The sequence below is a fragment of the Streptomyces sp. NPDC005374 genome, assembly GCF_042872225.1.
Classification (GTDB): domain Bacteria; phylum Actinomycetota; class Actinomycetes; order Streptomycetales; family Streptomycetaceae; genus Streptomyces.
The window spans coordinates 205965-231810 of sequence record NZ_JBIAKA010000002.1; the positions used below are offsets into that span (position 1 = coordinate 205965).

Consider the following 25846-nt stretch of genomic DNA (forward strand, 5'->3'; position numbering starts at 1 on the left):
GGATTTGACGATTCGTCAAGCCGGGCACCCCGAAGATTGGCGTTCTCTCGATTTCGCAATTGGAAACAGGATTCAGTTAACTCCGCGAAGAGATCCAGGAAACCATTGAACGTCCACCACACGGCGCATCCGGGCGGCCCCGTGACGTCATGCCCCAACCATTGAACCTGCGGTCCGGTAGACGCCGGGCGGAGTTCCGTAGCGGATGCGGAAGACCCTGTTGAAGTGGAACGGGCTGGCAAAACCGGAAGCTGCGGCGACGCGTTCCACGGACAGGTCGGTGCTCTCCAGCAGCCGGGCCGCATGGTGCAGACGCGCCTCGCGCAGCGCCCGCATCGGTGAACTGCCCACCTGTTGGGTGAAGAGGTGGGCGAACCGGGAGGGCGACAGCGAGACTTCGGCGGCGAGCGAGCGGACCGTGTGCGGGGCGCCGGGGTCGGCCGCGATCAGCTCCTGGGCACAGTGCACCCGGGGGTCCTCGCCGGTCGCGGTCCGGGTCCGGCGGTTGGCGCCCGCGGTGAGCAGGACGACCTCCTCGAGCGCGCACAGGGCGAGTTCGCGGGCGGCGGTGCCGTGCGCGACGGCCACGGCGACTCGGTCGCCGGCCGTCATGGTCGTGGGCGGGGTGGTCGTGGGCGGGGTGGTCGTGGGCGGGGCGCCCGTGCCAGTCCAGCGGGCGTCGGCGAGCATCCGGCGAAAGGCCGCCTCGATCCTCGCGTACGGGCTGTGGGCCGAGGGGTTCGCGTGGACGGCATCCGCGTCTTCACCGGAGGCGGAGGCGGAGGCGGCGCTGGGCACGACGTACATGCCGTCGCCCCTGGCGTGCGGTCGCAGCCAGGTGCTCCAGGACGGTCTGGCTCCGCAGTGCGCCCACCAGAACTCCCAGTGCGCCGCGCCCTGTTCGACGCCGTAGCGATGCGGGACGCCCGGGGCGAGCACCACCAGGTCGCCTGCGCCCGCCGCGGTCTCGGTCCGGCCCTGACGCAGGGTGCCCCGGCCTGCCACCGTCCAGGTGAACAGCCAGCTGTCGGCGCCGTGCGGCCGCTGGACGGCGTAGCCGGGGAGTTCGTCGTAGCGGCCGACGACCACGAGGCCGGGTGGCGGGTCGGGAGTGCCGGGCGCGGCAGTCCCGGGCAATCCGTCGGCGGTCATGGGCATCCTCCTGGGACGGGCGGCGGCCTAGCGTGACGAGTGGAACACATCCCGACGAGGAGCGGACACATGACAGTGACGGGCATAGAGGCAGGGTTGCGGCAGTTCGAGGAGAACGGCTTCACGGTCGTCCGGAGGCTCTTCGCCCACGACGAGATCGACCGACTGTGCGGTGAGTTCGCGGCGCTGCACGCGGGCGGGCCGGTGCCGGGGCACTTCGCGCCGAGTGGGCCGGGTGAGTCCACGGATCCGCTGCGCAGGTATCCGCGGGTGATGCAGCCGCACGAGATCAACGGCCTGGCGATGCGGGTCCTGCTGGACGCCCGGCTGCGGGAGGTCCTGGAGACGCTGCTCGGGGAGGAGGTGCTGGCAGCGCAGAGCATGTTCTACTTCAAGCCGCCGGGGGCCCGGGGGCAGGCGCTGCACCAGGACAACTTCTATCTGCGCGTCGAGCCGGGCACGTGTGTCGCGGCCTGGGTGGCCTGCGATGTGATCGACCGGGACAACGGGGGCCTGGAGGTGGTGCCGGGTACGCACCGGATGGACCTGTTCTGCCCGGACACGGCGGACTCCGAGCTGTCCTTCGCACGGGAGTACGTGGCACCGCCTCCCGGACTCGCCGCGGTCCCCGTCGACATGGAGCCGGGAGATGTCCTGTTCTTCAACGGCAGCCTGGTGCACGGCTCTCAGCCGAACCGTACGGCCGACAGGTTCCGTAGGTCGTTCATCGGGCACTACGTGGGGTCGTCCACCGAGCGCATCGGGCACTTCTACCGGACGTTGTCGATGAGCGGTGCGCGGGTGCCGTTGCCGGAGAGCGAGGGGTCGGGCCCGTGCGGCACGGAGTTCGCACCGCACGGACCTCACTAGCCGGCCGTGACGCGAAGCGGTCGGCCGGGACCGGACGGGGCACAGCTGTCGCCGGACGGGTCAGCCGTGACCGACGACGGGACGGGCCGTGTACGGCCCCTCCAGCTCCTGGATCTCCTTGTCGCTGAGCTCCAGTTCGACCGCCGCCACCGCGTCCTCGATGTGATGCCGCTTGCCGGCTCCCACGATCGGGGCCGCCACCGTGTCCTGGGCCAGGAGCCAGGCCAGGGCGACCTGCGCGCGCGGGACTCCCCGGTCGCCGGCGATGCGGGTGACCGCCTCGACGATGCTGCGGTCGCCCTCCTGGTAGAGGCGGCTGCCGAAGTCGTCGCTGGAGCTGCGGTCGGTGACCGTGCCCCAGTCGCGGGTGAGGCGGCCGCGGGCCAGCGGGCTCCACGGCAGGGCACTCACGCCCTGGTCGGCGCAGAGCGGCAGCATCTCGCGCTCCTCCTCGCGGTACAGGAGGTTGTAGTGGTTCTGCATGGAGACGAACCTGGTCCAGCCGTGCCGCTCGGCCGTGTACTGCATCTTGGAGAACTGCCAGGCGTACATCGAACTCGCCCCGATGTAGCGCACCTTGCCGGCCTTCACGAGGTCGTGCAGCGCCTCCATCGTCTCCTCGACCGGGGTGTGGGGGTCGAAGCGGTGGATCTGATAGAGGTCGACGTAGTCAGTGCCCAGGCGCCTCAGGCTGTGGTCGATCTCCGTCATGATCGCCTTGCGGGACAGTCCGGCGGCGTTCTGTCCCGAGCGCATCCGCCCGTGCACCTTGGTCGCGAGCACGATCTCGTCGCGGTTCGCGAAGTCCGCGAGGGCCTTGCCAACGATCTCCTCGCTGGTGCCGTCGGAGTAGACGTTCGCGGTGTCGAAGAAGGTGACGCCGGCCTCCAGGGCCTGCCGGATCAGTGGCCGCGACGCCTCCTCGTCGAGGGTCCACTCGTGCACGCCACGGTCCGGCACGCCGTAGGACATGCAGCCCAGACAGATCCGAGAGACGTCCAGGCCCGTCGAACCGAGCTTCACGTACTGCATCGTTGCTGCTCCTGCCTTCGAAAAGGGTCGGGAGGGGAGCGTACGACTTCGGGCTCTCCCACGGCACTTGCAGCCCGGAACGGGCGGCGGAACGGCACACGGAGGAACACCCCAGGAGCCGACGTGCCCGGAACGCACCGGATCGGGGCCGGCCGGTGAACCGCTGCGGCGCGGCCGCGTGACCTTCCTGACGTACACCGTCCTCCGCGGCGGCGACCAGGGCGACGGCAGCGTCCGCGTCCCCTCGGCGAGGCAGAGCCCGGGGGCCCCAGCACGCCGGTTACCTCGACACAGCCGGCCGCGCCCTGCCCCCCGCCGACCTCCGCGCCCCCCATCCACTGGCCGCCCCCCGGCTCTCCTCGGGAGGTCACCGTCTGACTCACTCCACCAGATCCAGCACCCGCTCCCACCCGAACTCCTCACCCTCGGCGCCCTGGTAGGGGTGACCGAACCGCACGCCCATCCCCCGCAGCCGTATCAGACTGTCCTGGTAGGCGGGGTGTCCGGCGAGGTCGTCGGAGACACAGGTCAGGACGCCGATCGGGACGCCCTGGCCGGACACCTCGCACAGCGTGCCCACGGCGAGGGTGTCGGCGATACCGGTGGCCCACTTGTTGATCGTGTTGAAGGTGGCCGGGGCGACCACGACCGCGTCGGGCTCCGGGAACGGGCGCGGCTCACCCGGGCGGCGCCAGTCCGAGCGGATCGGGTGGCCGGTCCGGGCCTCGACGGCCGCGGTGTCGAAGAAACCGTTCATGGCGGTCGGCGTCGCGATGACGCCGACCTGCCACTCCCGCTCCTGCGCGGCGGTGATCAGCCTGCCGACGTCGGCGGCGATACCGGCGGCGCAGACGACGACGTACAAGAAGGGCGGTTTCTCGGCCTGTTCGGTCACGGCGGAACCCTACTCAAGCGGGAAGGACAGACCCCGCTCGGCCTCGGGCCGGGGCCCGTGGATACGGCGCTCCTTCTCCTCGATCTGGATGTCGTTGATGCTCGCCTCGCGCCGGGCCATCAGGCCGTGCTCGTCGAACTCCCACAGTTCGTTGCCGTACGACCGCCACCACCGCCCTTCGGTGTCCCGGCACTCGTACTGGAAGCGGACCGCGATGCGGTTGCCGTCGTGGGCCCAGAGGTCCTTGCGCAGCGCGTACTCCCGCTCGCGTGCCCACTTGGCGGTGAGGAACTCGACGATCCCGGCCCGGCCGGTGACGAAGGTGCCCCGGTTGCGCCACACGGAGTCCTCCGAGTAGGCGAGCGCCACCCGCTGCGGATCACGGCTGTTCCAGGCGTCCTCGGCGGCCTGCACCTTCTGGGCGGCACTTTCGCGGGTGAACGGCGGCAGGGGCGGGCGGTCGGTCATGTCGTCCTCCGTCATGGTCGGGGCAGGGGTCACGCGGTGGCGAGCGCCGTCACGGTCTCACGGGCCCGCACGCTCATCCCATCGCGTTCAATCCCTTCGCGCCGGTTCTCGACCGCTCCGGGGCCGCCGTAACGAAGCTCGCCGGCCGGGCCCGGCACAGGGTCCGGGGCACTCCCGCGGTCCCGGAGGCCGAACCCGACCGGCATCGGCGGCCGGTGAAGGCGTTCCTGGCCGCCGCGCGGAGCAGCGCCCCGGGCAGGCTGCCGGAGGTGCAGGCACCCGACGTGATGCGCCAGGCCGACCGCGCCCGGACGGTGGTCGAGGGGACCGCGGCGCTGCACCAGCGGTCCAGGTTCGGGCCGTCGGTGCCGTCGTCGCACCGCGCGGGCGGCCGCTGTTCACCCTCGCCGTCACCGTCGAGGGCGGGTGGATCACGGCATACGACGTCATCGGCGCCCCGGCCCGCCCGCGGCGCGTCGAGCGGGGCGTCGAGCGGGGCGCCGAGCGGGGCGTTCCGGACCCGCCGCCGGCTCGGGCCCCGTGACGCCCGGATCGATGGTCAGCCGGCCGGCTCGGACACCGTGATGGCGGCGACCGGGCAGGCCCGGGCCGCCTCCCGGGCCATGGGGTCGCCGGTGCCGTTCTCCCGGCCGGGCAGGAGGGTGCTGAATCCGTCGTCGTCCTGGGTGAAGACGCCCGGGGCGGCCAGGGCGCACTGGCCCGCCCCGATGCAGGCGTCCGTGTCGATGGAGATGTGGATGTCGGTCTGCATGGGCGGAGCCGCCTACCAGGTCACGGGGAGTTCGACCATCCCCTGGATCGTGTCGCCGGGCTTGAAGGGGATCTCGTCGGCCGGCACGGCGAGGCGCAGAGCGGGCAGCCGGTCGAAGAGGGTGCGCAGGGCGATCTCCAGTTCGGCGCGGGCGAGGTTCTGGCCGAGACACTGGTGGATGCCGAAGCCGAACGCGATGTGGTGCCGGGCGGGCCGGTGCCAGTCGAAGGTGTCCGGGTCGGCGTACACGTCCTCGTCCCGGTTGACCATCGAGGTCGACAGGACGACTCCCTCACCCGCCCTGATCGTCGTCCCGGCGACCTCGATGTCCTCCAGGGCCACCCGCAGCAGTCCGTCGACGATCGACAGCATCCGCATGAGCTCCTCGACCGCGTCCGGGAACAGGGCGGGGTCGGTGCGCAACTCGGCCAGCCGGTCGGGGTGTTGGAGGAGCGTGTAGGTGCCGAGCGAGATCATGTTGGCGGTCGTCTCGTGGCCGGCGACCAGCAGGATGACCGCCAGGGCGATCACTTCCTCGCGGGTCAGCTCCCCGTCCCGCAGCTGCCGGTGGACGAGTTCGTCGAGCACGCCGTCACCCGGCTCGGGCTGCTTCGCTTTGTGGTCGATCAACTCGTCGAAGTACTCCTCCAGTCGGTCCCGGGCGTCCATGACGTCCGTGGCCTCGGGCCCGCGCAGCAGCCGCCTGGACTGTCCCTCGAAGAAGTCGTGGTCGGCGTAGGGCACGCCGAGCAGGGCGCAGATCACGGTCGAGGGAACGGGCAGCGCGAAGGCGCTCACCAGCTCGGCGGGCGGGCCCTGGGCGATCATCGCGTCGATGCGTTCGTCGACGATCCGCTGGATGTGGGGGCGCAGTGCGGTGGCGCGGCGGAGCGTGAAACCGGGGACCATCATGCGCCGCTGGACGCGGTGCTCAGGGTCGTCCACGCTCACCAGTGCGGCCTTCCGGTTCCTGAGGCCCGCGAAGCGTGCCGTGGGCGCGGGGAAGCCGTCGCGGGTGCGGTCGCTGGACAGCCGACCGTCGGCGAGCAGGGCGCGGGCTGTGTCGTGACTGCTGACCAGCCAGGCCGGACGGCCGTCGAAGAGCGTGATCCAGGACAGCGGAGGGGCGGCGCGCAGGGGGTCGTAGGCCGTGGGCGGGTGATAGGGGCAGGTCCGGTCCTGGGGAAAGGCCACAGGTTCCGTTTCCGTCATGGATGACCTCACAGATGAAGGGTGCGGCATACAGATCTTCATTAGATGCCCGAGGCATCTATAGGGCGACGGCAAGTTCGGCCAGATCGGTGGCGAGGGCAATCTGGCCGGAGATCGTCGCCGTGGGACGGCGAAACGGACGGCGGCATTCATGGCGGGGCCGCCGTACCTTGGAAATCGGGTTGCCGTGGCCTGCCGACCACCCCCACTATCTGGCCATGACGACCGAAGCCTTCCTGCCGCCGACCGCCACCGCCGCTCTTCCGGTGCGGGTCCAGCAGCAGCCCGGCCGACCGTGGAGGCCCACGCTTCCGCGCTCATGAACGCCGCGCTCCTCGCGGGACTGCTCGCGGGGTACGGCATCGCCGTACCCGTCGGCGCGGTCGCGACCTACCTTGTCTCCCTCACCGCCCGGACCTCCCTGCGCACCGGCGCCTGCGCCGCGCTCGGGGTGGCGACCGCGGACGGCCTGTACGCCCTGGTGGCCACGATCGGCGGCTCCGCCGTCGCCGCACTGCTGCGGCCGGTCCTCGGGCCGCTGCGCTGGGCGGCCGCACTGGTCCTGGTGGCGCTCGCGGCCCGCGGCGCGATCACAGCCGTACGGCAGTACCGCGGTCACCGGCTCGCCACCAGGTCCGATCCGCCTCCCCCGAGCCCGGCCCGGGCGTATCTGGGCCTGCTCGGCATCACGCTCCTCAACCCCACCACGGTGATCTACTTCGCGGCCCTGGTCCTCGGCACCCGTGCCGAGGACGCCGTACGGCCCCTGGAACAGGGCGTGTTCGTCCTCGCGGCGTTCGCGGCGTCGGCGAGCTGGCAGCTCCTGCTCGCCGGGGGCGGCGCCCTGCTGGGGCGGGCGCTCACGGGGCACCGGGGGCGCCTGGTGACGGCGCTCGTGTCGAGCGCCGTGATCACCGCGCTCGCCGTGCGGATGGTTCTGCCGTGACGTGACAGGGTCGCGGGGAACCCGGTGGGTATGAAACTCGCGCCGGACGGTGTTGAGCCCGGTGCGAGACCCCCCGCAGCAGACGACGAGGAGACGAAAACATGCCTCTTGAGGGCGAGTACGAGCCCAGCCCGACCCAGTGGGTGCGCGACCAGGTGGAGTTGTACGAGAGCTCCGGTGGCACCAAGGGAAACACGCTCATGGACACGGGGATGCCGGTCATCCTGCTGACGACCCGGGGTGCGAAGAGCGGCAGTATCCGCAAGACGCCCCTGATGCGTGTCGAGCACGACGGGCGTTACGCGGCGGTCGCCTCACTGGGCGGGGCGCCCAAGCACCCGGTCTGGTACCACAACGTCAAGGCCGATCCGCGTGTCGAGCTGCAGGACGGCCCGGCCAAGCGGGACTTCACCGCCCGTGAGATCACCGGCGCGGAGAAGGACGAGTGGTGGGAGCGGGCAGTCGCGGCGTACCCGCCGTACGCCGAGTACCAGGAGAAGACGGACCGGGTGATACCCGTCTTCGTTCTGGAGCCCGTCGACGGGGACTGACCGCTCCCGGAAATATCTTGGCGCGAGGACGCATGGACCGGTTTCGGCCGGGCACACGAGCCTCAGGCCCCGCCGCGTTCCCCCGTCGCGGCGGGGCTTTCCCTTGCCTCCTCGGCCGGCCGGTCGGTGACGTCGAGGAAGATCTGGTCGGCCTCGGACACGGTCCGGGAGACGGACCGCTTGATGCGTACGGCGACCTCCTCGACCCGCTCGCTGTCCAGACCGGGTATCAGATCGACACGGGCGGCCACCAGGAGCGAGTCCAGCCCCATCTTCATGGTGAACAGCGCTTCCACGCTGTCGATCTCGGGCTGCGCGTTCAGCAGTTCCCTGATCCTGGCGCTGGACTCCGGGTCGGCGGCCTCGCCGATCAGCTGGCCCTTGGCCTCGCGGCCCAGCCGGTAGGCCACGTAGACGAGCAGCACGCCGATGGCCAGGGAGGCGGACGCCTCCCAGACGACCTGCCCGGTGACCATGTGCAGCGCCATGCCGGCCATCGCGAGGCTCACTCCGAGGACCGCCGTGCCGTCCTCGGCGACGACCGTGCGCAGGGCCGGGTCCCGCATGCCCTGGGCGACGCCGCCCTGCTTGTGCACCTGGTGCAGTGCCCGCACCAGTGAGATCCCCTCGGCGAGGAAGGCCACACCGAGCACGATCAGGCCGGCCACATATCCGCTGAGCGTCTCCTCGGCGCCGTTGCGCAGTGCCTCGATGCCCTGGAAGACGGAGAAACAGCCGCCCATCACGAAGATCCCGACAGCCGCGATCAGTGACCAGAAGAACCTCTCCTTGCCGTAGCCGAACGGATGGCGCCGGTCGGCGGGGCGGCGGCTGCGGCGCAGCGCGGCCAGCAGGAAAACCTCGTTGAGGCTGTCCGCGACCGAGTGTGCCGCCTCCGACAGCAGCGCGGGCGAGCCCGCGAAGAGTCCGCCGATGGCCTTGGCGACAGCGATCACCAGGTTCGCCGCGAGGGCCACCAGGACGGTGACGCGCGTCTTCCGGTCGGCTTCGCCGGCCGTGGATGTCCCGCTCTTGTCTTTCGTAGATGTCCCGCTCACCTTCGCCGACTGCCCGGCTCCCCGGCACTCACACCGTGCCGTCGGCCGAAAACGGGGAACGCGTCCAGGGCAGACGTACGACGGGAGCAAAAATGGGCAGCGCCGACGACGGCAACAGCGCGTACGGCCGGAAGGCGTTCAAGCGGTCCAAGAGCCACTTCGCGGACCGGGTCACCGCCGACGGACGGGACGGCTGGCCGGTGGAGGCCGGCCGCTACCGGCTGGTGGTCAGCCGCGCGTGTCCGTGGGCGAGCCGGGCGGTGATCTCGCGACGGCTGCTCGGCCTGGAGGACGCTCTGTCGATGGGGATCACCGACCCCGTCCAGGACGACCGCAGCTGGCGTTTCACCCTGGACCCGGACGGCCGCGACCCGGTGCTCGGCATCCGCTATCTCAGTGAGGCCTACGACAAGCGGGAGAGCGACTACCCCGGCGGGGTGAGCGTGCCCGCGCTCGTGGACGTCCCCAGCGGGAAGCTCGTCACCAACGACTACCAGCAGCTCACCCTGGACCTGGCCACCGAGTGGACGGCCCTGCACCGGGAGGGCGCGCCCGACCTGTATCCGCGGGCGCTGCGCGACGAGATCGACACGGTGATGGCGGACGTCTACGAGGATGTCAACAACGGTGTGTACCGGGCGGGTTTCGCCACCGGCCAGGAGGAGTACGAGGAGGCGTGCGCGGGTGTGTTCCGCCGGCTCGACCTGCTGACCGGGCGCCTGGCCGGGCAGCGGTACCTGGTCGGGGACACGATCACCGAGGCGGACATCCGGCTGTTCACCACGCTGGTCCGTTTCGATGCCGTCTACCACGGTCACTTCAAGTGCAACCGCTGGAAGCTGGCGGAGAACGAGGTGCTGTGGGCGTACGTCCGCGACCTCTACCAGACGCCGGGCTTCGGTGACACCGTCGACTTCGACCACATCAAACGGCACTACTACCAGGTGCACACCGGCATCAACCCGACCGGCATCGTGCCGCTCGGCCCGGACCTGGCGGGCTGGCTGACGCCGCATCACCGTGAGGAACTGGGCGGCCGTCCCTTCGGCGACGGCACCCCGCCGGGACCGCCTCCCCCGGACGAACGGGTCCCGGAACGGGGCCGCCCCTGACCGTCCTCCTCATCGCCCCTTTCTCGGATCACTCGGACCACTCGGACCAGGAGACCAGCATGGCCAAGAAGAAGAAGATGAAGCTCCCCCTCGCCTACCAGCCCGTCGGGTTCGTCCTCGGCTGGTCGAGCGGCTGGCTGGCGGGGCTCGCCTTCCGCAAGACCTGGATGGCGATCCGGAACGAGGAGGACGCGCCCGACGCCCTGGACCAGGACCGCGGTTGGGGGGAGATCCTCCTGGCGGCCGCGGTCCAGGGCGCCATCTTCGCCGTGGTGCGCAGCGCGGTGGACCGCACCGGCGCGAAGGCCATCGAGCGGTCCACCGGCGTCTGGCCGGCCTCGGAGAAGGGCGGCCGCGACTGACTCAGCCCTGCTTGGGCGCGGTCGGTGTGACCAGGCGCAGGGTGAAGGAGTGGCCCGCCGGATCGGCGTAACCGCGTTCCTCGTAGGGCCCTGAGACGTCCTTCGCCTCCAGTGGGCGGCCGCCGAGCTCCACCACCTTGCGCTCGGCCGCGTCCAGGTCGTCCACCACGAAGTCGAGGTGGGCCTGGAGCGAGTTCTCGGGGCGTGGCCAGCTCGGCGGCGTCGCCTTCACATCGCGCCGGAAGCCGAGGCGGAACCCGTCGGCGCCCCTGATCTCCACGCGGTTGGCGGTGGCGTCGGTCTCCTCGGCGTCCAGCAGTTCCTTGTAGAACACGGCGAGTTTCTCGGGCTCGGCACAGTCGAGCACGACGACCCCCGTTTTCACCAGTGCCATGTCTCCTCCGAAGGGTCCGGCCGCGGGGTGTTGGCGCCCCGCGGCCTTGTACCTTGCGGATATCCCGGCGCGGCCGATTCAGTCGGCGGGCAGCCACTTGCCGTCCCGCATCAGCTCCCGGCGCGGGCAGCGCGTCATGGGCGGACTTCCTCCTGCTGAGTCGCCAACTCGCGTTGTCAGTCCGGCCGTTCGCACGAGGTTCCGCCCGCCCTCCCTTCCTGGACAGCTGTCCCGCTATAGTGGGCACCTGTCCAAGAAATAAGGGGAAACTGATGGAGATCCTGGCGAACGTGCTGGTCGGCCTGGTGGCGGCACTGCACGTGTACATCCTCGTGATGGAGATGTTCCTGTGGCAGAAGAAGCCGGGGATGTCCTTCCACGGGTTCGACCGGGAGATGGCCCGGGCCACCGCCGCCATGGCCGCGAACCAGGGGCTCTACAACGGGTTCCTCGCGGCGGGGCTGGTGTGGGGGCTCGTCGCGGGAGATCCGACCGGGTTCAGGGCGCAGGTGTTCTTCCTGGCGTGTGTGATCGTCGCGGGGGTCTACGGCGCCGTCACCGCCAACGTCCGTATCCTCGCCGCGCAGGCGTTGCCCGGCGCGCTCGCCCTGGCCGCCGTCCTCGTGGCGCAGTGACCCGCCCCGCACCCGAGGACCCGCGGGCGGCCCGCACCCGGGCGCGGCTGCGGGAGGCACTGCTCGCGGAGTGCGCCGAGCGGCCGCTGGCGGAGGTGGGGGTGGCCGCGCTGGTGCGGCGGGCCGGGGTCGGGCGGGCCACGTTCTACGTCCACTACGACGGCCTGGAGGCGCTCGCCGTCGACGCCTGCGCGGACGTCGTACGGGATGCCGTGGAGGCACTGCACGCCTGGCGCGGGCGGCCCGACCCGGTGCACGCGCCGCCCGCGCTCGCGGAGTTCTTCGCCTCCCTCACCCCGCACACCGCGCTGTACCGGGCCCTGCTCACCCCGGGCGGCGGCGGCCCGCTCGGCCGGGTCCTGCACCAGGACCTGAGGGCCTACAGCCTGCGGGAACGCGAACTCGCGGGCGCGGCCGACGCCCCACTGGTCGCCTCCGCGGTCGCGGCGACCTTCGCGGGCGTCCTGGGCGACTGGCTGCACGGCCTGCTCTACGCCGGGCCCGGTGAAATCGCCGACCAGGTCTGGCAGTTGCTGGTCGCGCTGCACGCGAGTCGCTGACCCCCTCCTCACATGCAGGCCGCGGGTTCCTTCAGCAGCGGCCAGGCCTCCACGCCGTCGGGGGTGCGCACGTACGCCGTCCGTCGGTCCGCCGTCAGCCACAACCGCCAGTCGCGGTAGCGGTATCCGGTGTCGTGTGCGGCGGCCGGCATCTCGGTCGCCCCGTCGTAGGCGGCCGTGAGCACGCCGGGTTCGAGCCGGCCCTCGGGGTCGCGGGCGTACATCCGGTCACCCAGGTCGAGGAAGTGCACCTTCCTCCAGCCGCAGTGATCGTCACCCGCGCCACTGTTCACCTTCGTGGTCGGCACCCGGTGGCCGTCGCGATCCGTCCAGATCTCGATGCCGCCGTGGGAGTCGGTGTACGAGGCCGGGAGTTCCGACGGGTCGCAGGACGCGCTGGTCTCCGGGCCCCAACCGGGCCTTCCCTGCTGGTCCTTGGCGACCACGACCGCCACCTTGGTACGGCCTCCGACGTCGTAGGAGTAGAGCACGCGGTCCGCCTCCCGGCGCTCCACACGGTAGCCGGAACGGGGAACGCCCGGGTCGAGCAGGTCGAACCAGAACTTCAGCCCCTCCTCCGGGCTGTCCCCTCCGTCGCCCTCCGACCAGGCCTCGGGCCCGTTGCCCACGTAGATCTCCCCCGTGCACTCCAACGCCCGGCCCGCCGCCCCGGATGCCAGCCGCACGGCCCGCGGGGTGTGCTCGCCCAGCTCCTTGGTGGGGACGTTCAGCGGACCGTCGTACGGCGTCGCGGCGGGTGTGCCCTCGACGACCAGGTCCCCCTCCCCCGAGCCGCAGCCCACAGCCGCCACCGCGACCAGGACCACCCACAGCACTCCCCGCATCCCCGCCACCCGCTTCATGGTCCTTCGACGCCGCGGGGGCCCGGAACGTTCAGCGGGCCGCCGCCTGGAACGTGCGCCGATATGCCTGCGGCGACACCCCGATCGACGCGTGCAGGTGCTGTCGCAGGGACGCGCCGGTGGCGAAGCCGACACGGCCGGCGATCCGGTCGACCGAAAGGTCGCTGGACTCCAGCAGGTGCCGGGCCCGGGCCACGCGCTGCTGGATCAGCCAGCGGCCGGGACTGAGACCGACCTCGTCGCTGAAGCGGCGGGCGAAGGTGCGCAGGCTCATCCGGGCGTGGGCGGCGAGGTCGGCCAGGGTGATCGGTTCGTCGAGCCGTGCCAGCGCCCACTCGCGGGTGGCGGCCGTGCTCAGGGTCCCGGACTCCGGGACCGGCTGCTCGATGTACTGCGCCTGGCCCCCCTCGCGGAAGGGCGGTACGACACAGCGGCGGGCCACCTTGTTGGCGAGCTCGCTGCCGTGGTCCTTGCGCACGATGTGCAGGCACACGTCGACGCCGGAGGCGGCGCCGGCCGAAGTGAGCACTGTGCCGTCGTCGACGAAGAGCACGCCGGGATCGAGGGCGATCCGGGGGAACATGGCGCGGAACCGGTCGGCCAGGTTCCAGTGCGTGGTCGCGGTGCGGCCGTCCAGGAATCCGGCCGCCGCCAGGACGAACGCGCCGGTGCAGATGGAGACGAGACGCGCCCCCTCGGGGATCAGCGCGAGTGCGGAGCTGACCTCGTCGGGCAGTTCGGCGCTCACGCGCGCGGGGTCTATGGGCGGGACCACCACGGTGTCCGCCGTCCTCAGGGCCTCGGGTCCGTGCTCGACACCGATGGTGAAGTCGGCGTTGCTGCGCACCGGTTGGCCGTCGACGGTGCAGGTCAGCACCTCGTACCGGCCGTCGGCCGCGTTGAAGATCCGACTGGCGATGCCCAGCTCGAAGGGGTACACGCCGTCGAGCGCCAGGACCACGACTCGTTCCACATGAGGCATGGCACGATCCTATCGAAGCTTGGCCATCATGCCATTTCGCTGCCGGAAGGTCCCCGGCAGGCTGGTCACCATGAGCAATGTGAACACGATGCGAGCCATCAGCCAGGACGTCCTCGGCGGTCCCGAAGTCCTCAGGGAAGTGCAGGTGGAGCGCCCGGAGCCGCGGGCGAACGAGGTGCTGGTGCGGGTGCGGGCGGCCGGTGTCAACCCCACCGACTGGAAGCATCGCGCCGCCGGCCTCTTCCTGGGCGAACCGCCCTTCGTCCTGGGCTGGGACGTCTCGGGGGTGGTAGAGGCGGTCGGATTCGGCGCCACGGACTTCGCTCCCGGGGAGGAGGTCTTCGGTCTGCTGCCCTATCCGTACGGACACGGTTCGCACGCCGAGTACGTCGTCGCCCCGGCCCGTGCCCTGGTACGCAAGCCCGCCGGAATCGACCACGTGCAGGCCGGGGCCCTCCCCCTGGTCGCGCTGACCGCCTGGCAGGCCCTGGTGGAGCACGCGGACCTGCGGCCGGGGCAGCGGGTTCTGATCCACGCGGCGGCCGGTGGCGTCGGGCATGTGGCGGTGCAGATCGCCAAGGCGCGTGGGGCGTACGTCATCGGCACGGCCAGTGCGGGCAAGCACGAGTTCCTGCGCGGGCTGGGTGCCGACGAGGTGATCGACTACCGGGAGACCGACTTCGCCGAGGCCGTGAAGGACGTCGACGTGGTGCTGGACACCATGGGCGGCGACCACGGCCTGCGTTCGCTGCGGGTGCTGCGCCCCGGCGGCCAGGTGGTGTCGATCCTGCCGGTCACGGGCCCCGAGCTGTACGAGGAGGCCGAACGGCTCGGCGTACGGGCCGCGTTCGTCCTGGTGGACGCCGACCGGGCCGGGATGCGCGCAGTCGCCGAACTGGTCGAGGCGGGCCGGCTGCGCGCGACCGTCGCCGGCACCTTCCCGCTGGCCGATGCCGCCGAGGCGCATGCGCTCGGCGACACCGGCCGGACCACGGGAAAGCTGGTCCTGACGGTCGACTGAGTCGGACCGGCCGGGTCAGAACGTCAGCACGGGCTTGATCGCCTTGCCCGCGCCCATGTCCCGCACCGCCTGGTCGATGTCCGCGAACGGATAGGTGCTGATCAGGCGGTGCAGCGGCAGGCGTCCCTCCTTCACCATGCGGACCAGGGCGGGGATGAAGCTCTGGGTCTCGGCGTCGCCGAGGGTGAGCCCGACGACCCGCTTGCCGCCGAGCAGACCGTTGACGTCGAGGGAGACCTCGGTGCCGAACGGCGGGGCGCCGACGACGACCACGGTGCCGCGGGCGGCGAGCGCGTCGACGCCCTGCCGCAGGACGGACACGTTGCCCGTGGTCTCCACGATGCCGTCCGCGCCCTGCCCGCCGGTGATCGCGGCGAGCGCCTCACCGAGGTCCTCGTCCGCCGCGTTGACGGTGTGGGTGGCACCCAACTCCCGGGCGAGGGAGAGGCGTTCGCCCACCCGGTCGACGGCGACGATGGTCGTCGCGGGGGTGAGGGCGGCGGCCATGACCGCGGAGAGGCCCACGGCCCCGGCGCCGAGGACCACGATCGTGGCACCGGTGACGGGCTTCAGTACGTTCCACACGGCGCCGACACCGGTCTGGACCCCGCAGCCGAGCGGGGCGATGGACTCCAGCGGCACGTCCTTGTCGACCTTGACGAGGCTGCGCTCGTCGACCAGGGCCCGCTCGGCGAACGAGGACTGGCCGAAGAAGTGCCCGCCGAGCGGTTCGCCGTCCCGGCTGATGGTGCTGGTGCCGTCGGCCCGGCGGCCGCCGAGGAGGTTCAGCGGCAGCCAGCCGGCGCAGTAGGCGGGGTGGCCGCCGTCGCAGTTGCGGCAATCGCCGCAGGAGGTGAAGGACAGCACGACATGGTCGCCGGGCGCGACGCCGGTGACCGCCGGGCCGACGGCCTCGACGACTCCCGCGCCCTCGTGGCCCAGGACGCCGGGCAGTGGGAAGGGCAGTCCGCCGCTCGCGACGCCGAGGTCGGTGTGGCAGAGGCCGGTCGCGACCATGCGGACGAGCGCCTCATGGGGGCCGGGCGCGTCGAGGGTGACGTCGGAGAGGGTGAAGGGCGCGCCGCCGGACTCGACGACCGCGGCACGGGTGGTGAGGGACATCGCAGGAACTCCTTGGAAGTGCTCAGTCGAGCGAGACGACGACGGACTTGACCCTGGTGTAGGCGTCGAGCGCCTCGGGGCCGTACTCGCGGCCGTATCCGGAGTCCTTGACTCCGCCGAACGGCACCGCGGGGTCGAGCATCGCCCAGTCGTTGACCCAGACGACGCCCGCCTGGAGGCGGTCGGCGACCCGGTGGGCGCGGGCGAGGTTCGTCGTCTGGACTCCCGAAGCCAGGCCGTACGGCGTGGAGTTGGCGAGTGTGACGGCCTCGTCCTCGCTGTCGAAGGGCTGCACGGTCAGGACCGGTCCGAAGATCTCCTCCTGTACGACCCGGGAGTCGTTGGAGAGGTCGGCGATCACGGTGGGCTTGTAGTAGAAGCCGCCGTCGAGGTCGAGGCGCTCACCACCGCAGACGATGCGGCCACCCTCCTTGCGCGCCAGGTCGATGTACTCCTCGACCTTCTTCAGGTGCTTCTCCCCCGCCATGGGACCGACGACGGTCTCCGGGTTGCGCGGGTCGCCGACCGGTACGCCGGGCACGGCGTCGGCGAGGATGCCGAGCACGGTGCTGTACACGGACCGTGCCACGAGCAGGCGTGGGCCGCCCATGCAGAACTGGCCGGTGTTGAAGACGAACGCCTTGATGATCGCGCCGACGGCCTTCTCCAGATCGGCGTCCTCGAAGACGAGGTTGGCGGCGTTCCCGCCGAGCTCCATGGTGACGGGCTTGAGCGCCTCGCCCGCCGTGGCGGCCACGTGCCGGCCGATCGCGGTGGAGCCGGTGAAGGCGATCTTGTCGACCCCGCGGTGGCGCAGCAGGGCCTCGCCGGCCACCGGACCGGTGCCGGTGACCACGTTGACGACGCCGTCCGGGACGCCTGCCCGCTGGAACAGCGCGGCCATGTAGAGGGCGCTGAGCGGGGTCTCGTCGGCCGGCTTGTGCACGACCGTGTTTCCGGCGGCGAGCGCGGGACCGATCTTGGAACCGGCGAGGATCAGCGGGAAGTTGAAGGGGGTGATCGCGGCGACCACCCCGAGCGGCTCGCGCTTGGTGTAGGCGAGGGCGTTCATCGGGGTGTCGCGGACCGAGCCGTCGATCTGGTGCGCGAGGGCGGCGAAGTGCTCGTAGTCGTTGGCCGCGTTGGTCACGTCCACCGCGTGGCACAGGGAGATCGGCTTGCCGACGTCCAGGCTCTCCAGCCGGGCGAGTTCGTCGGCGTTCTCGCGGATCAGTTCGGCGACCCGGTGCAGGATCCGGCCCCGCTCGCGTCCGCTCAGGCCGGACCAGCCGCCGCCGTCGAAGGCTTCCCGGGCGGCTCGGACGGCCGCGTCCACGTCGGCCGCGCCGCCCTCCGCGACGGTGGTGAGGACCGCGCCCCGGGACGGGTCGACCACCTCCGTACGCGCGCCGTCGGCGGCCTCGTGCCACTGGCCGCCCATGAACAGCCGTCCGGGTTGGATCTCGGTGGGGGACATCACCGCTCCTCAGCATCGTCGCCAAGATTTCAATCAACAGGATTCCTGTTGGTTCGCAGTCTCTTTACAGACAGGTTTCCTGTCAATGCTCTAGCCTGAACCCATGCTCGACACACAGGTGACCAAGGCACCCCCGTCGCTCCTCTACATGGTGAAGCAGGTGGAGCTCGTTGTCCGCTCCCACCTGGACGAGCTGGTCCGACCGTCCGGGATCACGGCCCTGCAGTACACGGCCCTCACCGTGCTGGAGCGGCACGACGGACTGTCGGCGGCGCAGCTGGCCCGGGACTCCTTCGTCACCGCCCAGTCGATCGCCGATCTGGTGCGCTCCCTGGAGACGCGCGGACTGGTGCGCCGCGAGCGCAATCCGAACAACCGGCGCGAGCTGCAGATCCTGCTGACCGAGGAGGCCCGCGCGCTGCTCGCCCAGCACGAAGGCCCCGTACGGGACCTGGAGGAGCGGATGATGCGGGACCTCACCGCACACCAGACGGAACAGTTCCGGCAGGCACTGACCAAGGCCTGGCACGCCCTGTCGTGAGCCGGGCGCGAGCCCCGCGTGAACCTGTCGCGAACCGGTGGTCGCAATTCGAAGACATATGTCAATCGAACATGCTCAAATTCACTCCATCGGGGGTAACTTGCAGGGCGGGGAACGGATTTGCACGCACTCGGGGCACGGTGACACGTCTACGCTCGCACCACGTCGTCACCCCGGCCCCCGGTGATCTGCACCCTTTGCCGTTCGTGGATCCGGTTGGAGGCGATGTCGTCGTGCAGCATGAACCTGCACCGCCGTCCCGGCATCTGCGCGTCCATGAGGACCGCGGTCACACGGTGCTGGAGTTCCGCGGGGAGATCGACATCGCCGCGGCCGTGGAGCTCCTCCCCCTGCTGGACCGGGTCACGGGGCGGCAGGACGCACGGCTGGTGATCGACCTCAGCGGCGTGGAGTTCTTCGACTGCTCCGGGCTGCGACTGCTCTACCGGGCCCGGGCTCGCGTACTCGACCACAACGGCACCCTGCTGCTGGTCTGCACGCATCCGCTCACGCTGCGGATCATCCGGGTGACCGGACTGTCCCGGCTGCTGCCCCCGCTGCCGTCGCTGGACGCCGCCCTGGGCCAGCCCGAGGCCACCTCCGGCACGTTATGACGGTGGGCAAAACCGCGATCCCCGTGACCTGACTACTCGCTGCGTGCGTCGAACAGGGCGCTGACGGACTCACCGTTGTGAATGCGCCGCACGGCCTCGGCGAGCGCGGGGGCAATGGACAGGATCCGCAGCTTGTCGGTGCGTTCCTCGTCGGGGACCGGCACGGTGTTGGTGCAGACGATCTCCAGCACGTCGGGCTGCTCGCCGATCCGCTTGAGGGCACCGTCCGCGAACAGGCCGTGCGTACAGGCCACCCGGATCGACCGCGGCCCCAACTCCCGCAGCCTGTCCAGGAGTTCGAGGACCGTCGAGCCCTTGGCGATCTCGTCGTCCAGCACGATGACGTCCCGGTCGGTGATCTCACCGATGACGTCGCTGATGCTCACCCGGTCGTCGGCGAACCGCTGCTTGGCGCCGGCCGCCACCTGGGCGCCGATCAGCCGGGCGAAGGCGGCCGCCTCCTTGGCGTTGCCGAGGTCCGGGGAGACGACGGTGGTGCGGGAGAGGTCGTACTGCTGGAAGTGCGCGGCCAGTTCGCGCAGCGCGTGCAGGTGGTCCACGGGGACCGAGAAGAAGCCGTGGACCTGCGGCGAGTGCAGGGTCATCGCGAGGACACGGCTCGCGCCTGCGGAGACCATCAGGTCGGCGACGAGCCGTCCACCCAGCGAGATGCGGGGCGCGTCCTTCTTGTCCGAGCGGGCGTAGGAGTAGTGGGGCATGACGACGGTGATCCGGCGCGCGGAGGCGCCGCGGGCCGCGTCGCACATCAGCAGCAGCTCCACCAGGTGCTCCTGGACCGGCCGCACCAGCGGCTGGATGAGGAAGACGTCCCGCTCCCGGCAGTTGGCCTGCAGCTGCACCTCCAGGCAGTCGTTGGCGAACCTGCTGACCCGGGTGGGACTGAGCGGCACACCGAGATGCGCGCAGACCTCCGCCGCCAGCTCGGGGTGGGCGCTACCGCTGAACACGGCGATGTCTCGCACGAACCTGCTCCTCGGATGATCATCTGGGCTGCCCGGCTCATGCTACTGGCCGCCGAACACCGAAATTCGGTTGCGGTGCCCCGACGGCCGGACGCCATGATGGCCCCGTCCGTGTTCCCTCCCGTCAGGATCACTCGCATGCGCCGACTCCTCGAAACCACCCAGTGCCCCCTTCGGCCCACGGTTCTCGAGGACTCCACCCGCCATGCACACCCTGAACATCGGAATTCTGGCCCACGTCGACGCCGGTAAGACCAGCCTCACCGAGCGGCTGCTGTTCGACCACGGCGCGATCGACCGGCTCGGCAGTGTCGACGCCGGTGACACCCGCACGGACAACGGCACGATCGAACGGCAGCGCGGCATCACCATCCGCTCCGCGGTCGCCTCCTTCACCGTCGGCGACACCCGGATCAACCTCATCGACACCCCCGGGCACTCCGACTTCGTCGCCGAGGTCGAGCGCGCCCTCGAGGTCCTGGACGGCGCGGTGCTGCTGCTGTCCGCCGTGGAGGGCGTGCAGGCGCAGACCCGCGTACTGATGCGGACCCTGCGCGGGCTCCGGCTGCCCACGCTGATCTTCGTCAACAAGATCGACCGGGCGGGCGCCCGCGACGAGGGCCTGCTCGCGGACATCCGGCGCCGGCTGACGCCGTACGTCACCCCGCTGACGGAGGTGACGGGCATCGGCACGGGCGGCGCCCGCGTGAGCGTCCTCGGGGAGGACGACCGACGGCTGGCCGAGGCTCTCGCCGATGTGGACCCGGACATCCTCGCGGCGGTCGTGGACGGTCCCGAGCCCACCCTGGACGACCTCGGCAAGGCCCTTGCCGCCCGCACCGCCGACGGCTCCTTCCACCCGGTCCTCTTCGGTTCCGCGATCAGTGGCCAGGGCGTCCCCGGCCTGGTCGAGGCCATGACCCGGTTGATCCCGTCCGCGCCCGTGACACCCGCGGGCGACCCACGCGGCACGGTGTTCGCCGTACGGCCGGGCCCCGGCGGCGAACGCACCGCGTATCTCCGTCTCTACGGCGGTGAGGTGACGGAACGTCAGCGCCTCACCTTCGTGAGGCGTGAGGCCGACGGCACGACCAGCCCGGTGTCCGGGCGGATCACGCGCCTCCACGGCACGGGGCCGTTCACCGCCGGCGACATCGCGGCGCTGACGTTCTCCCCCGGTCTCCGCGTGGGCGACCGGCTCGGCGAACTCACCGAGCGGGCCCCGCAGTTCGCACCCCCGACCCTGGAAACCCTGGTCACCGCCCGAAATCCCGGACAGTCGGCCCGGCTGCGCTCCGCGCTGCTGGCCCTCGCCGACCAGGACCCCCTCATCCACGCCCGCCCCACGGCCGGGGGCGGCACCTCGCTGCTCCTGTACGGCGAGGTCCAGATGGAGGTGCTGGCGGCCACTCTCCTCCAGGACTTCGGCGTCGAGGCCGACTTCGCGCCGGGCCGGGTCCGGTACCTGGAGCGTCCGCGCGGCACCGGCGAGGCCTGTGACGAGCTGCCGTACCACGATCACGTGCGCTACTGGGCGACGATCGGACTGCGGGTCGAGCCGGGCGAGCGCGGTTCCGGCGGGGTCTTCGGGTACGAGACCGAGCTCGGGGCGCTCCCCCGGGCCTTCCACCAGGCCATCGAGGAGACCGTCCACGCGAGCATGCGGACCGGGCTGACCGGCGCGACCGTGACGGACTACCGGGTCACGCTGATCCGGTCCGGCTTTGTGGGCCCCCTCAGTACCGCCGCCGACTTCCGCGGGCTCACGCCGATCGTGCTGCGCCGGGCCCTGGAGCGGGCCGGGACCCGGCTGTACGAGCCGTACCACGCGTTCGAGACGGAGGTGCCGCTGGACGCCCTGGCGCCGGTGACCGCGCAACTGGCCTCGGCGGGAGCCGAGTTCACGGGAACCACAGGCGGGAGCACGGCCTGGTCGATCACCGGCGCGCTCCCGGCCAGAAGGGTCCGCGAGATCGAACTGCGGCTGCCGGGGCTCACACACGGCGAGGGGATGTGGTGGTCACTGGTGGCGGGCGACCGCGAACTCAAGACCCCCTAGCCCCTCACCGGCCCGCACCTCACCAGGACACCGGCAGCCGCCGCGGCCCCCGTGTCAGCTGCCCCTCCCGCCACTCGACGGTCTCCGGGGTGAACTCGGCTCGCAGCCCCGGAAACCTGACCGCCAGCCGGTGCAGTGCCAGTCCCAGCTCCAGGCGGGCCAGCCACGCGCCGAGGCAGTGGTGGGGACCGGCGCCGAAGACCACGCTCGGTGTGGTCAGCGGGGCGAACAGGTCGGTCTCGCCGGGCTGCGGGAAGACGTCCGGGTCCCGGTTGGCCGCGTTGGTCTGGACGGCGACCACGGCCCCCGCCGGGATCGTCACACCGCCGACCTCGACCTCCTCGACTGCCCGGCGGATCAGACCGGGCAGCACCCTGCCCTCGCTCAGCGGGATCGTGCGCAGGAGCTGTTCGACGGCAGTCTCGGCCGCCTCCTGGCTCCCGGCGAGCCCCGGCCATGCCTCCTGCCCGTCGGTGAGGAGGTGGACGACGATGTTGCCGAGGGCCGTCATGGTCGTCTCGTGCCCGGCGACGACCAGCCCCAGGACCAGGATCACGAGCCGCGGCTCCTCGATGCCGAGCCCGTCGCCCGCCGCGACCAGCGCGCTGACCAGGTCGTCGCCCGGTTCCTTGCGCCGCTCGGCGACCAGTTCCGCGCAGAACAGGCCGAACTCCCGCATCGCCGCTCCGACTTGTTCGGCGGTGTGCGCGCCACCGGACAGGGCGTGGTCGGCCCAGCCCCGGATGCGCTCCCAGTCGGCGTCCTCCAGGCCCATCAGCCGCGCGATCACCGACACCGGCAGACGGCGGGTGAACCCCTCGACGATGTCGGCGGGTTGCGGCTGCCGTGCCAGGTCGTCCAGGAGCGACTCCACCACGGAGGCGGTCCAGGGCCGCCAGCGGGCGATCGCGCGCGGGGTGAAGGCCCGCTGGACCGTGCCCCGCAGCAGTTGGTGGGGCGGGCCGTCCTGGTTGATGAGGCCGTCCGGGGAGTCCAGCAGGTTCGGTACCACGAGCAGCGGCGGGGCGTCCGCGTCCCTGAGCGACTTACGGTCGAACCGGGGATCCATGAGGACCTGGCGGACATCGGCATAGCGGGTCACGAGCCACACCGGGGTGCCGGTGGCCAGGGCGGTGAGCCGTGGCGGGCCGGACTCGGGAAGGGGGATGCGGTGCATGGGACGAAGGGTCCTGGACGTACTCTCTGTGCTCATCCGGGTCTCCAGACACGCCGGTACGCGAAGTTGTCCACGCTAGTGCGCCGGTCATGCCTGTGACAGTGTCCCAATCGGCCAACAAGACAGTGCAGGAAGGCTTTTGGGGATCGTCCCTGGGCATCCGTGCAGTAGGAAGGAGGGCCGTCGCATGACGACTCCCATCAGGCGCGTGTCCAGGCGCATGCCCGGCTGGGCGAAGATACTCACCGCCGTCGTGGTGGTGCTCGTGGTGTTCTTCGCCGGGATCCGGTTCAGCGTGCTCCCCGGCCTCAAGGACCTGTTCGGCACGGAGACCCACGACCGTACGGGTCCCGCACTTCTGGAGTCCATCCAGGACATCAGCCGTTACGACGCCGCCTCCGGCAATTTCCAGGTCGTCGTGGACCTGGAGAAGGACACCAAGTTCCTGCCCGACGCGATCCGCGGTTCCCGCACCCTGTACGTCGGGGCGGGCGCGGTCGACGCCTACGTCGACCTCGGCAAGGTCGCCAAGAACGACGTGACGGTCAACGAGGACCGCACGGCCGCCACACTCCATCTGCCGCACGCCCAACTGGGCAAGGCCACCCTGGACGCCGACCGCTCCTACGCGGTCTCCAAGCAGCGGGGTCTGCTCGACCGGTTCGGCGACTTCTTCTCCGACAACCCCAACAGCGAACAGGCCGTGCAGAAGCTCGCCGTCATGCACATCACCGAGGCGGCGAAGGAGAGCGAGCTGACCAAACGGGCCGAGACCAACACCACCAACATGCTCAAGGGCCTGCTGAACTCGCTCGGCTTCACGAAGGTCCAGGTCACCTACGGCACCACCTGATCAGCCGCCGAGCAGGGTGGTGCCGGCCAGCACCCGTGCCACGTAGTCGCCGCCGCACCGGACCGAAGGCGCCCCAACGGCAGTGCCCGGTCCGGTGCGGCGGCGAGCGGCGCGCCATCGGAAACGCGGGGGTCGGTGGGGGCGCGGCGGCATTCTCGGGCCGTTCAGGGGTAATCGCCTTACCACAACGGTAAGTTGGAGAGTGGAGGACCGAATGGTTTGGGCGCCCTCACGTTCGCGAGCGGGGTCAAACGAAGGCACCGCCAAGACCGAGCGCGCGGCGAAACCCGCCCGCCCCCGGCGCAATCCGCTCTCCCTCGTCGCCCGCTTCGTGGCGATGGTGTTCGCGTTCGCGTTCATGGTGGCGTTCGCCGTCGTGCTGGCCCGGCTCACCCTGGAGCCCTCGCCCGCGTCGGTGGACCTGACACACACCAACCTGCATCCAGGGGCCTCCCTCAAGGCCTATCTGGACCAGCCGGAGATGCGGGACGCCTTCAAGCAGATCGGCGGGAACATCCTGCTGGGCGTGCCGTTCGGCATCCTGGTGCCGATCATCGCCCCGAAGACCCGTGGGCTGCTGCGGATCCTGCTGCTGACGGCCGTGGTGATGCTGCTGGTGGAGTTCGCGCAGGGCGCGCTGGTGGAGGGCCGGGCCTTCGACATCGACGACGTCATCCTGAACACCTCCGGCGCCCTGATCGGCTATCTGCTGCTGGGGCGGCGGCTGAGCCGGGCCGTGCACAAGCCGGCGAGGAAGGCGTAAGGAACCGTCACTTCGCTCAACTTCTGGTCCGTACCAAAGTATTGACGACCCCTTACCTCACTCCTTAAATCAAGAGGCGACACCTTCATCCCCCACCTCGACCGGCGCGCCCGTCGCTCGGGCCGCCGCAGGGAAGGAAGAGCCGTGGCCGCCTCACGCCTGCTGCGCAGATGTCTCCTCGCCGCCCTGTCCGCCGTACTCCTGTCGTCCGGTACCGCGCGGGCGGATCCGCCCGCCGTCGCCGCCGCAGCGGTGACCTTCTCCGACACCTTCGACGGGCCCGCCGGAGCCGCGGCCGACTCCTCGAAGTGGCAGGTCGAGACCGGCGACAACGTCAACAACCACGAGCGGCAGTACTACACCTCGGGCAACAGGAACGCCGCGCTCGACGGCCAGGGCCATCTCGTGATCACGGCCCGGCGCGAGAACCCGGCGAACTACCAGTGCTGGTACGGCACCTGCCAGTACACCTCGGCCCGGCTGAACACGTCCGGGAAGTTCACCGCACAGTACGGGCACGTCGAGGCGCGCATGAAGATCCCGCGCGGGCAGGGCATGTGGCCCGCGTTCTGGATGCTCGGCACGCCGGTCAACTGGCCGGACTCGGGCGAGATCGACGTCATGGAGAACGTCGGCTTCGAGCCCTCGACCGTGCACGGCACGATCCACGGCCCCGGATACTCCGGCTCGGGCGGCATTGGCGCGGGCTACTCCCTGCCGGGTGGCCAGGCCTTCGCGGACGCCTTCCACACCTTCGCCGTCGACTGGGCGCCGGGATCGATCACCTGGTCCGTGGACGGGAACGTCTACCAGCGGCGCACCCCCGCCGACCTGGGCGGTCGTACCTGGGTGTTCGACAAGCCGTTCTTCCTGATCCTGAACCTCGCGGTCGGCGGCTACTGGCCCGGCGACCCGGACGGCTCCACGGCCTTCCCCCAGCAGCTCGTGGTGGACCACGTCTCGGTCACCACCGGTGAGACGGCCACCGGGGCGCCGATCCGGGGCCTGGCCGGCAAGTGCGTGGACGTCGCCGGGGCGAACCCGGCGAACGGGACGGCCGTACAGCTCTACGACTGCAACGGCAGCGCGGCCCAGCAGTGGACCGTTGGCTCGGACGCCACGATCCGCGCGCTCGGCAAGTGCCTGGACGTGACGGGCGGCGGCACCCCGGACGGGACGCCCGTCCAGCTCTACGACTGCAACGGCTCCGCGGCCCAGCGCTGGACCGTCACGGGCGCGCACGACATCGTCAATCCGCAGGCCGGCAAGTGCCTGGACGTCACCGGCAACAACTCGGCCAATGGCACCCGGCTCCAGATGTGGAGCTGCACAGGCGGCGCCAACCAGAAGTGGACGGTCGGCTGAACCGGCG

Annotated in this window: 28 protein-coding genes; 14 read left to right on the forward strand and 14 right to left on the reverse strand. The window is 71.0% G+C overall.

Annotation, left to right across the window (positions count from 1 at the left end):
* Nucleotides 1–147: 147 nt before the first annotated feature.
* Nucleotides 148–1152 carry a helix-turn-helix domain-containing protein gene (locus ACFYRX_RS06380; protein ID WP_389097157.1) on the reverse strand — a complete coding sequence of 335 codons (1005 nt, stop codon included), beginning with the start codon at nucleotides 1150–1152 and terminating at the stop codon, nucleotides 148–150.
* A gap of 69 nt (nucleotides 1153–1221) precedes the next feature.
* Here ACFYRX_RS06380 and ACFYRX_RS06385 point away from each other — a divergent pair, with 69 nt between their 5' ends.
* Nucleotides 1222–2022 (forward strand): phytanoyl-CoA dioxygenase family protein, encoded by an 801-nt coding sequence (locus ACFYRX_RS06385; protein WP_389097158.1) that lies wholly within the window; start codon nucleotides 1222–1224, stop codon nucleotides 2020–2022.
* 60 nt (nucleotides 2023–2082) lie between these two features.
* Here ACFYRX_RS06385 and ACFYRX_RS06390 read toward each other — a convergent pair whose 3' ends face one another.
* The 5 genes from ACFYRX_RS06390 to ACFYRX_RS06410 all read right to left on the reverse strand — a co-directional run bounded on the left by ACFYRX_RS06390 (nucleotide 2083) and on the right by ACFYRX_RS06410 (nucleotide 6401).
* Nucleotides 2083–3054, reverse strand: a complete 972-nt coding sequence (locus tag ACFYRX_RS06390; RefSeq protein ID WP_389097159.1) for an aldo/keto reductase — start codon at nucleotides 3052–3054, stop codon at nucleotides 2083–2085.
* A 379-nt stretch (nucleotides 3055–3433) separates the two neighbouring features.
* Nucleotides 3434–3949 (reverse strand): flavoprotein, encoded by a 516-nt coding sequence (locus ACFYRX_RS06395; protein ID WP_389097160.1) that lies wholly within the window; start codon nucleotides 3947–3949, stop codon nucleotides 3434–3436.
* A 9-nt stretch (nucleotides 3950–3958) separates the two neighbouring features.
* The gene (locus ACFYRX_RS06400) at nucleotides 3959–4417 is read right to left on the reverse strand and encodes a DUF1348 family protein (protein WP_389097161.1); all 459 of its coding nucleotides are present in this window, start codon (nucleotides 4415–4417) and stop codon (nucleotides 3959–3961) included.
* Nucleotides 4418–4976: 559 nt separating this feature from the next.
* Nucleotides 4977–5189 (reverse strand): ferredoxin, encoded by a 213-nt coding sequence (locus ACFYRX_RS06405; RefSeq protein ID WP_389097162.1) that lies wholly within the window; start codon nucleotides 5187–5189, stop codon nucleotides 4977–4979.
* Nucleotides 5190–5201: 12 nt separating this feature from the next.
* Nucleotides 5202–6401 (reverse strand): cytochrome P450, encoded by a 1200-nt coding sequence (locus tag ACFYRX_RS06410; RefSeq protein WP_389097163.1) that lies wholly within the window; start codon nucleotides 6399–6401, stop codon nucleotides 5202–5204.
* Between the two features lie 319 nt (nucleotides 6402–6720).
* Between ACFYRX_RS06410 and ACFYRX_RS06415 the strand changes: the two genes are divergently transcribed.
* Both ACFYRX_RS06415 and ACFYRX_RS06420 read left to right on the forward strand, forming a co-directional pair.
* On the forward strand, nucleotides 6721–7347 hold the full coding sequence (locus ACFYRX_RS06415) for a LysE family transporter (RefSeq protein WP_389097164.1): 627 nt from the start codon (nucleotides 6721–6723) through the stop codon (nucleotides 7345–7347).
* Nucleotides 7348–7448: 101 nt separating this feature from the next.
* Entirely contained in the window at nucleotides 7449–7898 is a 450-nt protein-coding gene (locus ACFYRX_RS06420; RefSeq protein WP_389097165.1) for a nitroreductase family deazaflavin-dependent oxidoreductase, read from the forward strand.
* Nucleotides 7899–7960: 62 nt separating this feature from the next.
* Here ACFYRX_RS06420 and ACFYRX_RS06425 read toward each other — a convergent pair whose 3' ends face one another.
* Entirely contained in the window at nucleotides 7961–8956 is a 996-nt protein-coding gene (locus ACFYRX_RS06425; RefSeq protein ID WP_389097166.1) for a cation diffusion facilitator family transporter, read from the reverse strand.
* A gap of 92 nt (nucleotides 8957–9048) precedes the next feature.
* Here ACFYRX_RS06425 and ACFYRX_RS06430 point away from each other — a divergent pair, with 92 nt between their 5' ends.
* Nucleotides 9049–10068, forward strand: coding sequence for a glutathione S-transferase family protein (locus tag ACFYRX_RS06430; RefSeq protein WP_389097167.1), 1020 nt, complete (start codon nucleotides 9049–9051; stop codon nucleotides 10066–10068).
* Between the two features lie 59 nt (nucleotides 10069–10127).
* On the forward strand, nucleotides 10128–10430 hold the full coding sequence (locus ACFYRX_RS06435; protein ID WP_389097168.1) for a DUF4235 domain-containing protein: 303 nt from the start codon (nucleotides 10128–10130) through the stop codon (nucleotides 10428–10430).
* Between the two features lies 1 nt (nucleotide 10431).
* On the opposite strand, the gene ACFYRX_RS06440 is transcribed toward ACFYRX_RS06435, so the two are convergent.
* Complete coding sequence (locus tag ACFYRX_RS06440) at nucleotides 10432–10824, reverse strand: VOC family protein (RefSeq protein WP_389097169.1); 393 nt, start codon at nucleotides 10822–10824, stop codon at nucleotides 10432–10434.
* Between the two features lie 272 nt (nucleotides 10825–11096).
* On the opposite strand from ACFYRX_RS06440, the gene ACFYRX_RS06445 reads away from it, so the two are divergent.
* Both ACFYRX_RS06445 and ACFYRX_RS06450 read left to right on the forward strand, forming a co-directional pair.
* Nucleotides 11097–11459: a DUF1304 domain-containing protein gene (locus ACFYRX_RS06445; RefSeq protein WP_389097170.1), complete on the forward strand. Its 363-nt coding sequence runs from the start codon at nucleotides 11097–11099 to the stop codon at nucleotides 11457–11459.
* Nucleotides 11456–12019 carry a TetR/AcrR family transcriptional regulator gene (locus ACFYRX_RS06450; RefSeq protein WP_389097171.1) on the forward strand — a complete coding sequence of 188 codons (564 nt, stop codon included), beginning with the start codon at nucleotides 11456–11458 and terminating at the stop codon, nucleotides 12017–12019. The genes ACFYRX_RS06445 and ACFYRX_RS06450 overlap by 4 nt, the downstream gene beginning before the upstream one ends.
* Before the next feature lie 8 nt (nucleotides 12020–12027).
* On the opposite strand, the gene ACFYRX_RS06455 is transcribed toward ACFYRX_RS06450, so the two are convergent.
* Both ACFYRX_RS06455 and ACFYRX_RS06460 read right to left on the reverse strand, forming a co-directional pair.
* Nucleotides 12028–12882, reverse strand: coding sequence for a hypothetical protein (locus ACFYRX_RS06455; protein WP_389097172.1), 855 nt, complete (start codon nucleotides 12880–12882; stop codon nucleotides 12028–12030).
* A gap of 31 nt (nucleotides 12883–12913) precedes the next feature.
* Nucleotides 12914–13864, reverse strand: coding sequence for a GlxA family transcriptional regulator (locus ACFYRX_RS06460; RefSeq protein ID WP_389097173.1), 951 nt, complete (start codon nucleotides 13862–13864; stop codon nucleotides 12914–12916).
* 70 nt (nucleotides 13865–13934) lie between these two features.
* On the opposite strand from ACFYRX_RS06460, the gene ACFYRX_RS06465 reads away from it, so the two are divergent.
* Nucleotides 13935–14885, forward strand: a complete 951-nt coding sequence (locus ACFYRX_RS06465) for an NADP-dependent oxidoreductase (RefSeq protein ID WP_389097174.1) — start codon at nucleotides 13935–13937, stop codon at nucleotides 14883–14885.
* 15 nt (nucleotides 14886–14900) lie between these two features.
* On the opposite strand, the gene ACFYRX_RS06470 is transcribed toward ACFYRX_RS06465, so the two are convergent.
* Entirely contained in the window at nucleotides 14901–16007 is a 1107-nt protein-coding gene (locus ACFYRX_RS06470; RefSeq protein WP_389097175.1) for an NAD(P)-dependent alcohol dehydrogenase, read from the reverse strand.
* A gap of 22 nt (nucleotides 16008–16029) precedes the next feature.
* Complete coding sequence (locus tag ACFYRX_RS06475) at nucleotides 16030–17484, reverse strand: aldehyde dehydrogenase family protein (RefSeq protein ID WP_389097176.1); 1455 nt, start codon at nucleotides 17482–17484, stop codon at nucleotides 16030–16032.
* Between the two features lie 103 nt (nucleotides 17485–17587).
* Here ACFYRX_RS06475 and ACFYRX_RS06480 point away from each other — a divergent pair, with 103 nt between their 5' ends.
* Together ACFYRX_RS06480 and ACFYRX_RS06485 are read left to right on the forward strand one after the other, a co-directional pair.
* Nucleotides 17588–18025, forward strand: a complete 438-nt coding sequence (locus ACFYRX_RS06480; protein ID WP_389097177.1) for a MarR family winged helix-turn-helix transcriptional regulator — start codon at nucleotides 17588–17590, stop codon at nucleotides 18023–18025.
* A 233-nt stretch (nucleotides 18026–18258) separates the two neighbouring features.
* Nucleotides 18259–18639 (forward strand): anti-sigma factor antagonist, encoded by a 381-nt coding sequence (locus ACFYRX_RS06485; RefSeq protein ID WP_389097178.1) that lies wholly within the window; start codon nucleotides 18259–18261, stop codon nucleotides 18637–18639.
* A 32-nt stretch (nucleotides 18640–18671) separates the two neighbouring features.
* On the opposite strand, the gene ACFYRX_RS06490 is transcribed toward ACFYRX_RS06485, so the two are convergent.
* The gene (locus ACFYRX_RS06490; protein ID WP_389097179.1) at nucleotides 18672–19622 is read right to left on the reverse strand and encodes a ribose-phosphate diphosphokinase; all 951 of its coding nucleotides are present in this window, start codon (nucleotides 19620–19622) and stop codon (nucleotides 18672–18674) included.
* Between the two features lie 205 nt (nucleotides 19623–19827).
* On the opposite strand from ACFYRX_RS06490, the gene otr(A) reads away from it, so the two are divergent.
* The gene (otr(A), locus tag ACFYRX_RS06495) at nucleotides 19828–21681 is read left to right on the forward strand and encodes a tetracycline resistance ribosomal protection protein Otr(A) (protein ID WP_389097180.1); all 1854 of its coding nucleotides are present in this window, start codon (nucleotides 19828–19830) and stop codon (nucleotides 21679–21681) included.
* 19 nt (nucleotides 21682–21700) lie between these two features.
* On the opposite strand, the gene ACFYRX_RS06500 is transcribed toward otr(A), so the two are convergent.
* On the reverse strand, nucleotides 21701–22894 hold the full coding sequence (locus ACFYRX_RS06500) for a cytochrome P450 (RefSeq protein ID WP_389097181.1): 1194 nt from the start codon (nucleotides 22892–22894) through the stop codon (nucleotides 21701–21703).
* Nucleotides 22895–23045: 151 nt separating this feature from the next.
* Between ACFYRX_RS06500 and ACFYRX_RS06505 the strand changes: the two genes are divergently transcribed.
* The 3 genes from ACFYRX_RS06505 (at nucleotide 23046) to ACFYRX_RS06515 (ending at nucleotide 25839) form a co-directional block, all read left to right on the forward strand.
* Entirely contained in the window at nucleotides 23046–23711 is a 666-nt protein-coding gene (locus ACFYRX_RS06505; protein ID WP_389097182.1) for a DUF4230 domain-containing protein, read from the forward strand.
* Between the two features lie 214 nt (nucleotides 23712–23925).
* The gene (locus tag ACFYRX_RS06510; RefSeq protein ID WP_389097183.1) at nucleotides 23926–24474 is read left to right on the forward strand and encodes a VanZ family protein; all 549 of its coding nucleotides are present in this window, start codon (nucleotides 23926–23928) and stop codon (nucleotides 24472–24474) included.
* 144 nt (nucleotides 24475–24618) lie between these two features.
* Nucleotides 24619–25839, forward strand: coding sequence for an RICIN domain-containing protein (locus tag ACFYRX_RS06515; protein ID WP_389097184.1), 1221 nt, complete (start codon nucleotides 24619–24621; stop codon nucleotides 25837–25839).
* Nucleotides 25840–25846 lie beyond the last annotated feature (7 nt).

What these genes read in the sequence shown, in the direction of transcription:
- ACFYRX_RS06440 (WP_389097169.1), bottom strand. Translation starts at nt 10,824, where the DNA reads ATGGCACTGGTGAAAACGGGGGTCGTCGTGCTCGACTGTGCCGAGCCC.
- ACFYRX_RS06410 (WP_389097163.1), bottom strand. Translation starts at nt 6,401, where the DNA reads ATGACGGAAACGGAACCTGTGGCCTTTCCCCAGGACCGGACCTGCCCC.
- ACFYRX_RS06500 (WP_389097181.1), bottom strand. Translation starts at nt 22,894, where the DNA reads ATGAGCACAGAGAGTACGTCCAGGACCCTTCGTCCCATGCACCGCATC.
- ACFYRX_RS06420 (WP_389097165.1), top strand. Translation starts at nt 7,449, where the DNA reads ATGCCTCTTGAGGGCGAGTACGAGCCCAGCCCGACCCAGTGGGTGCGC.
- ACFYRX_RS06400 (WP_389097161.1), bottom strand. Translation starts at nt 4,417, where the DNA reads ATGACCGACCGCCCGCCCCTGCCGCCGTTCACCCGCGAAAGTGCCGCC.
- ACFYRX_RS06435 (WP_389097168.1), top strand. Translation starts at nt 10,128, where the DNA reads ATGGCCAAGAAGAAGAAGATGAAGCTCCCCCTCGCCTACCAGCCCGTC.
- ACFYRX_RS06480 (WP_389097177.1), top strand. Translation starts at nt 17,588, where the DNA reads ATGCTCGACACACAGGTGACCAAGGCACCCCCGTCGCTCCTCTACATG.
- ACFYRX_RS06510 (WP_389097183.1), top strand. Translation starts at nt 23,926, where the DNA reads ATGGTTTGGGCGCCCTCACGTTCGCGAGCGGGGTCAAACGAAGGCACC.
- ACFYRX_RS06385 (WP_389097158.1), top strand. Translation starts at nt 1,222, where the DNA reads ATGACAGTGACGGGCATAGAGGCAGGGTTGCGGCAGTTCGAGGAGAAC.
- ACFYRX_RS06405 (WP_389097162.1), bottom strand. Translation starts at nt 5,189, where the DNA reads ATGCAGACCGACATCCACATCTCCATCGACACGGACGCCTGCATCGGG.
- ACFYRX_RS06455 (WP_389097172.1), bottom strand. Translation starts at nt 12,882, where the DNA reads ATGAAGCGGGTGGCGGGGATGCGGGGAGTGCTGTGGGTGGTCCTGGTC.
- ACFYRX_RS06390 (WP_389097159.1), bottom strand. Translation starts at nt 3,054, where the DNA reads ATGCAGTACGTGAAGCTCGGTTCGACGGGCCTGGACGTCTCTCGGATC.
- ACFYRX_RS06380 (WP_389097157.1), bottom strand. Translation starts at nt 1,152, where the DNA reads ATGACCGCCGACGGATTGCCCGGGACTGCCGCGCCCGGCACTCCCGAC.
- ACFYRX_RS06445 (WP_389097170.1), top strand. Translation starts at nt 11,097, where the DNA reads ATGGAGATCCTGGCGAACGTGCTGGTCGGCCTGGTGGCGGCACTGCAC.
- ACFYRX_RS06470 (WP_389097175.1), bottom strand. Translation starts at nt 16,007, where the DNA reads ATGTCCCTCACCACCCGTGCCGCGGTCGTCGAGTCCGGCGGCGCGCCC.
- ACFYRX_RS06430 (WP_389097167.1), top strand. Translation starts at nt 9,049, where the DNA reads ATGGGCAGCGCCGACGACGGCAACAGCGCGTACGGCCGGAAGGCGTTC.
- ACFYRX_RS06460 (WP_389097173.1), bottom strand. Translation starts at nt 13,864, where the DNA reads ATGCCTCATGTGGAACGAGTCGTGGTCCTGGCGCTCGACGGCGTGTAC.
- ACFYRX_RS06505 (WP_389097182.1), top strand. Translation starts at nt 23,046, where the DNA reads ATGACGACTCCCATCAGGCGCGTGTCCAGGCGCATGCCCGGCTGGGCG.
- ACFYRX_RS06475 (WP_389097176.1), bottom strand. Translation starts at nt 17,484, where the DNA reads ATGTCCCCCACCGAGATCCAACCCGGACGGCTGTTCATGGGCGGCCAG.
- ACFYRX_RS06415 (WP_389097164.1), top strand. Translation starts at nt 6,721, where the DNA reads ATGAACGCCGCGCTCCTCGCGGGACTGCTCGCGGGGTACGGCATCGCC.
- ACFYRX_RS06465 (WP_389097174.1), top strand. Translation starts at nt 13,935, where the DNA reads ATGAGCAATGTGAACACGATGCGAGCCATCAGCCAGGACGTCCTCGGC.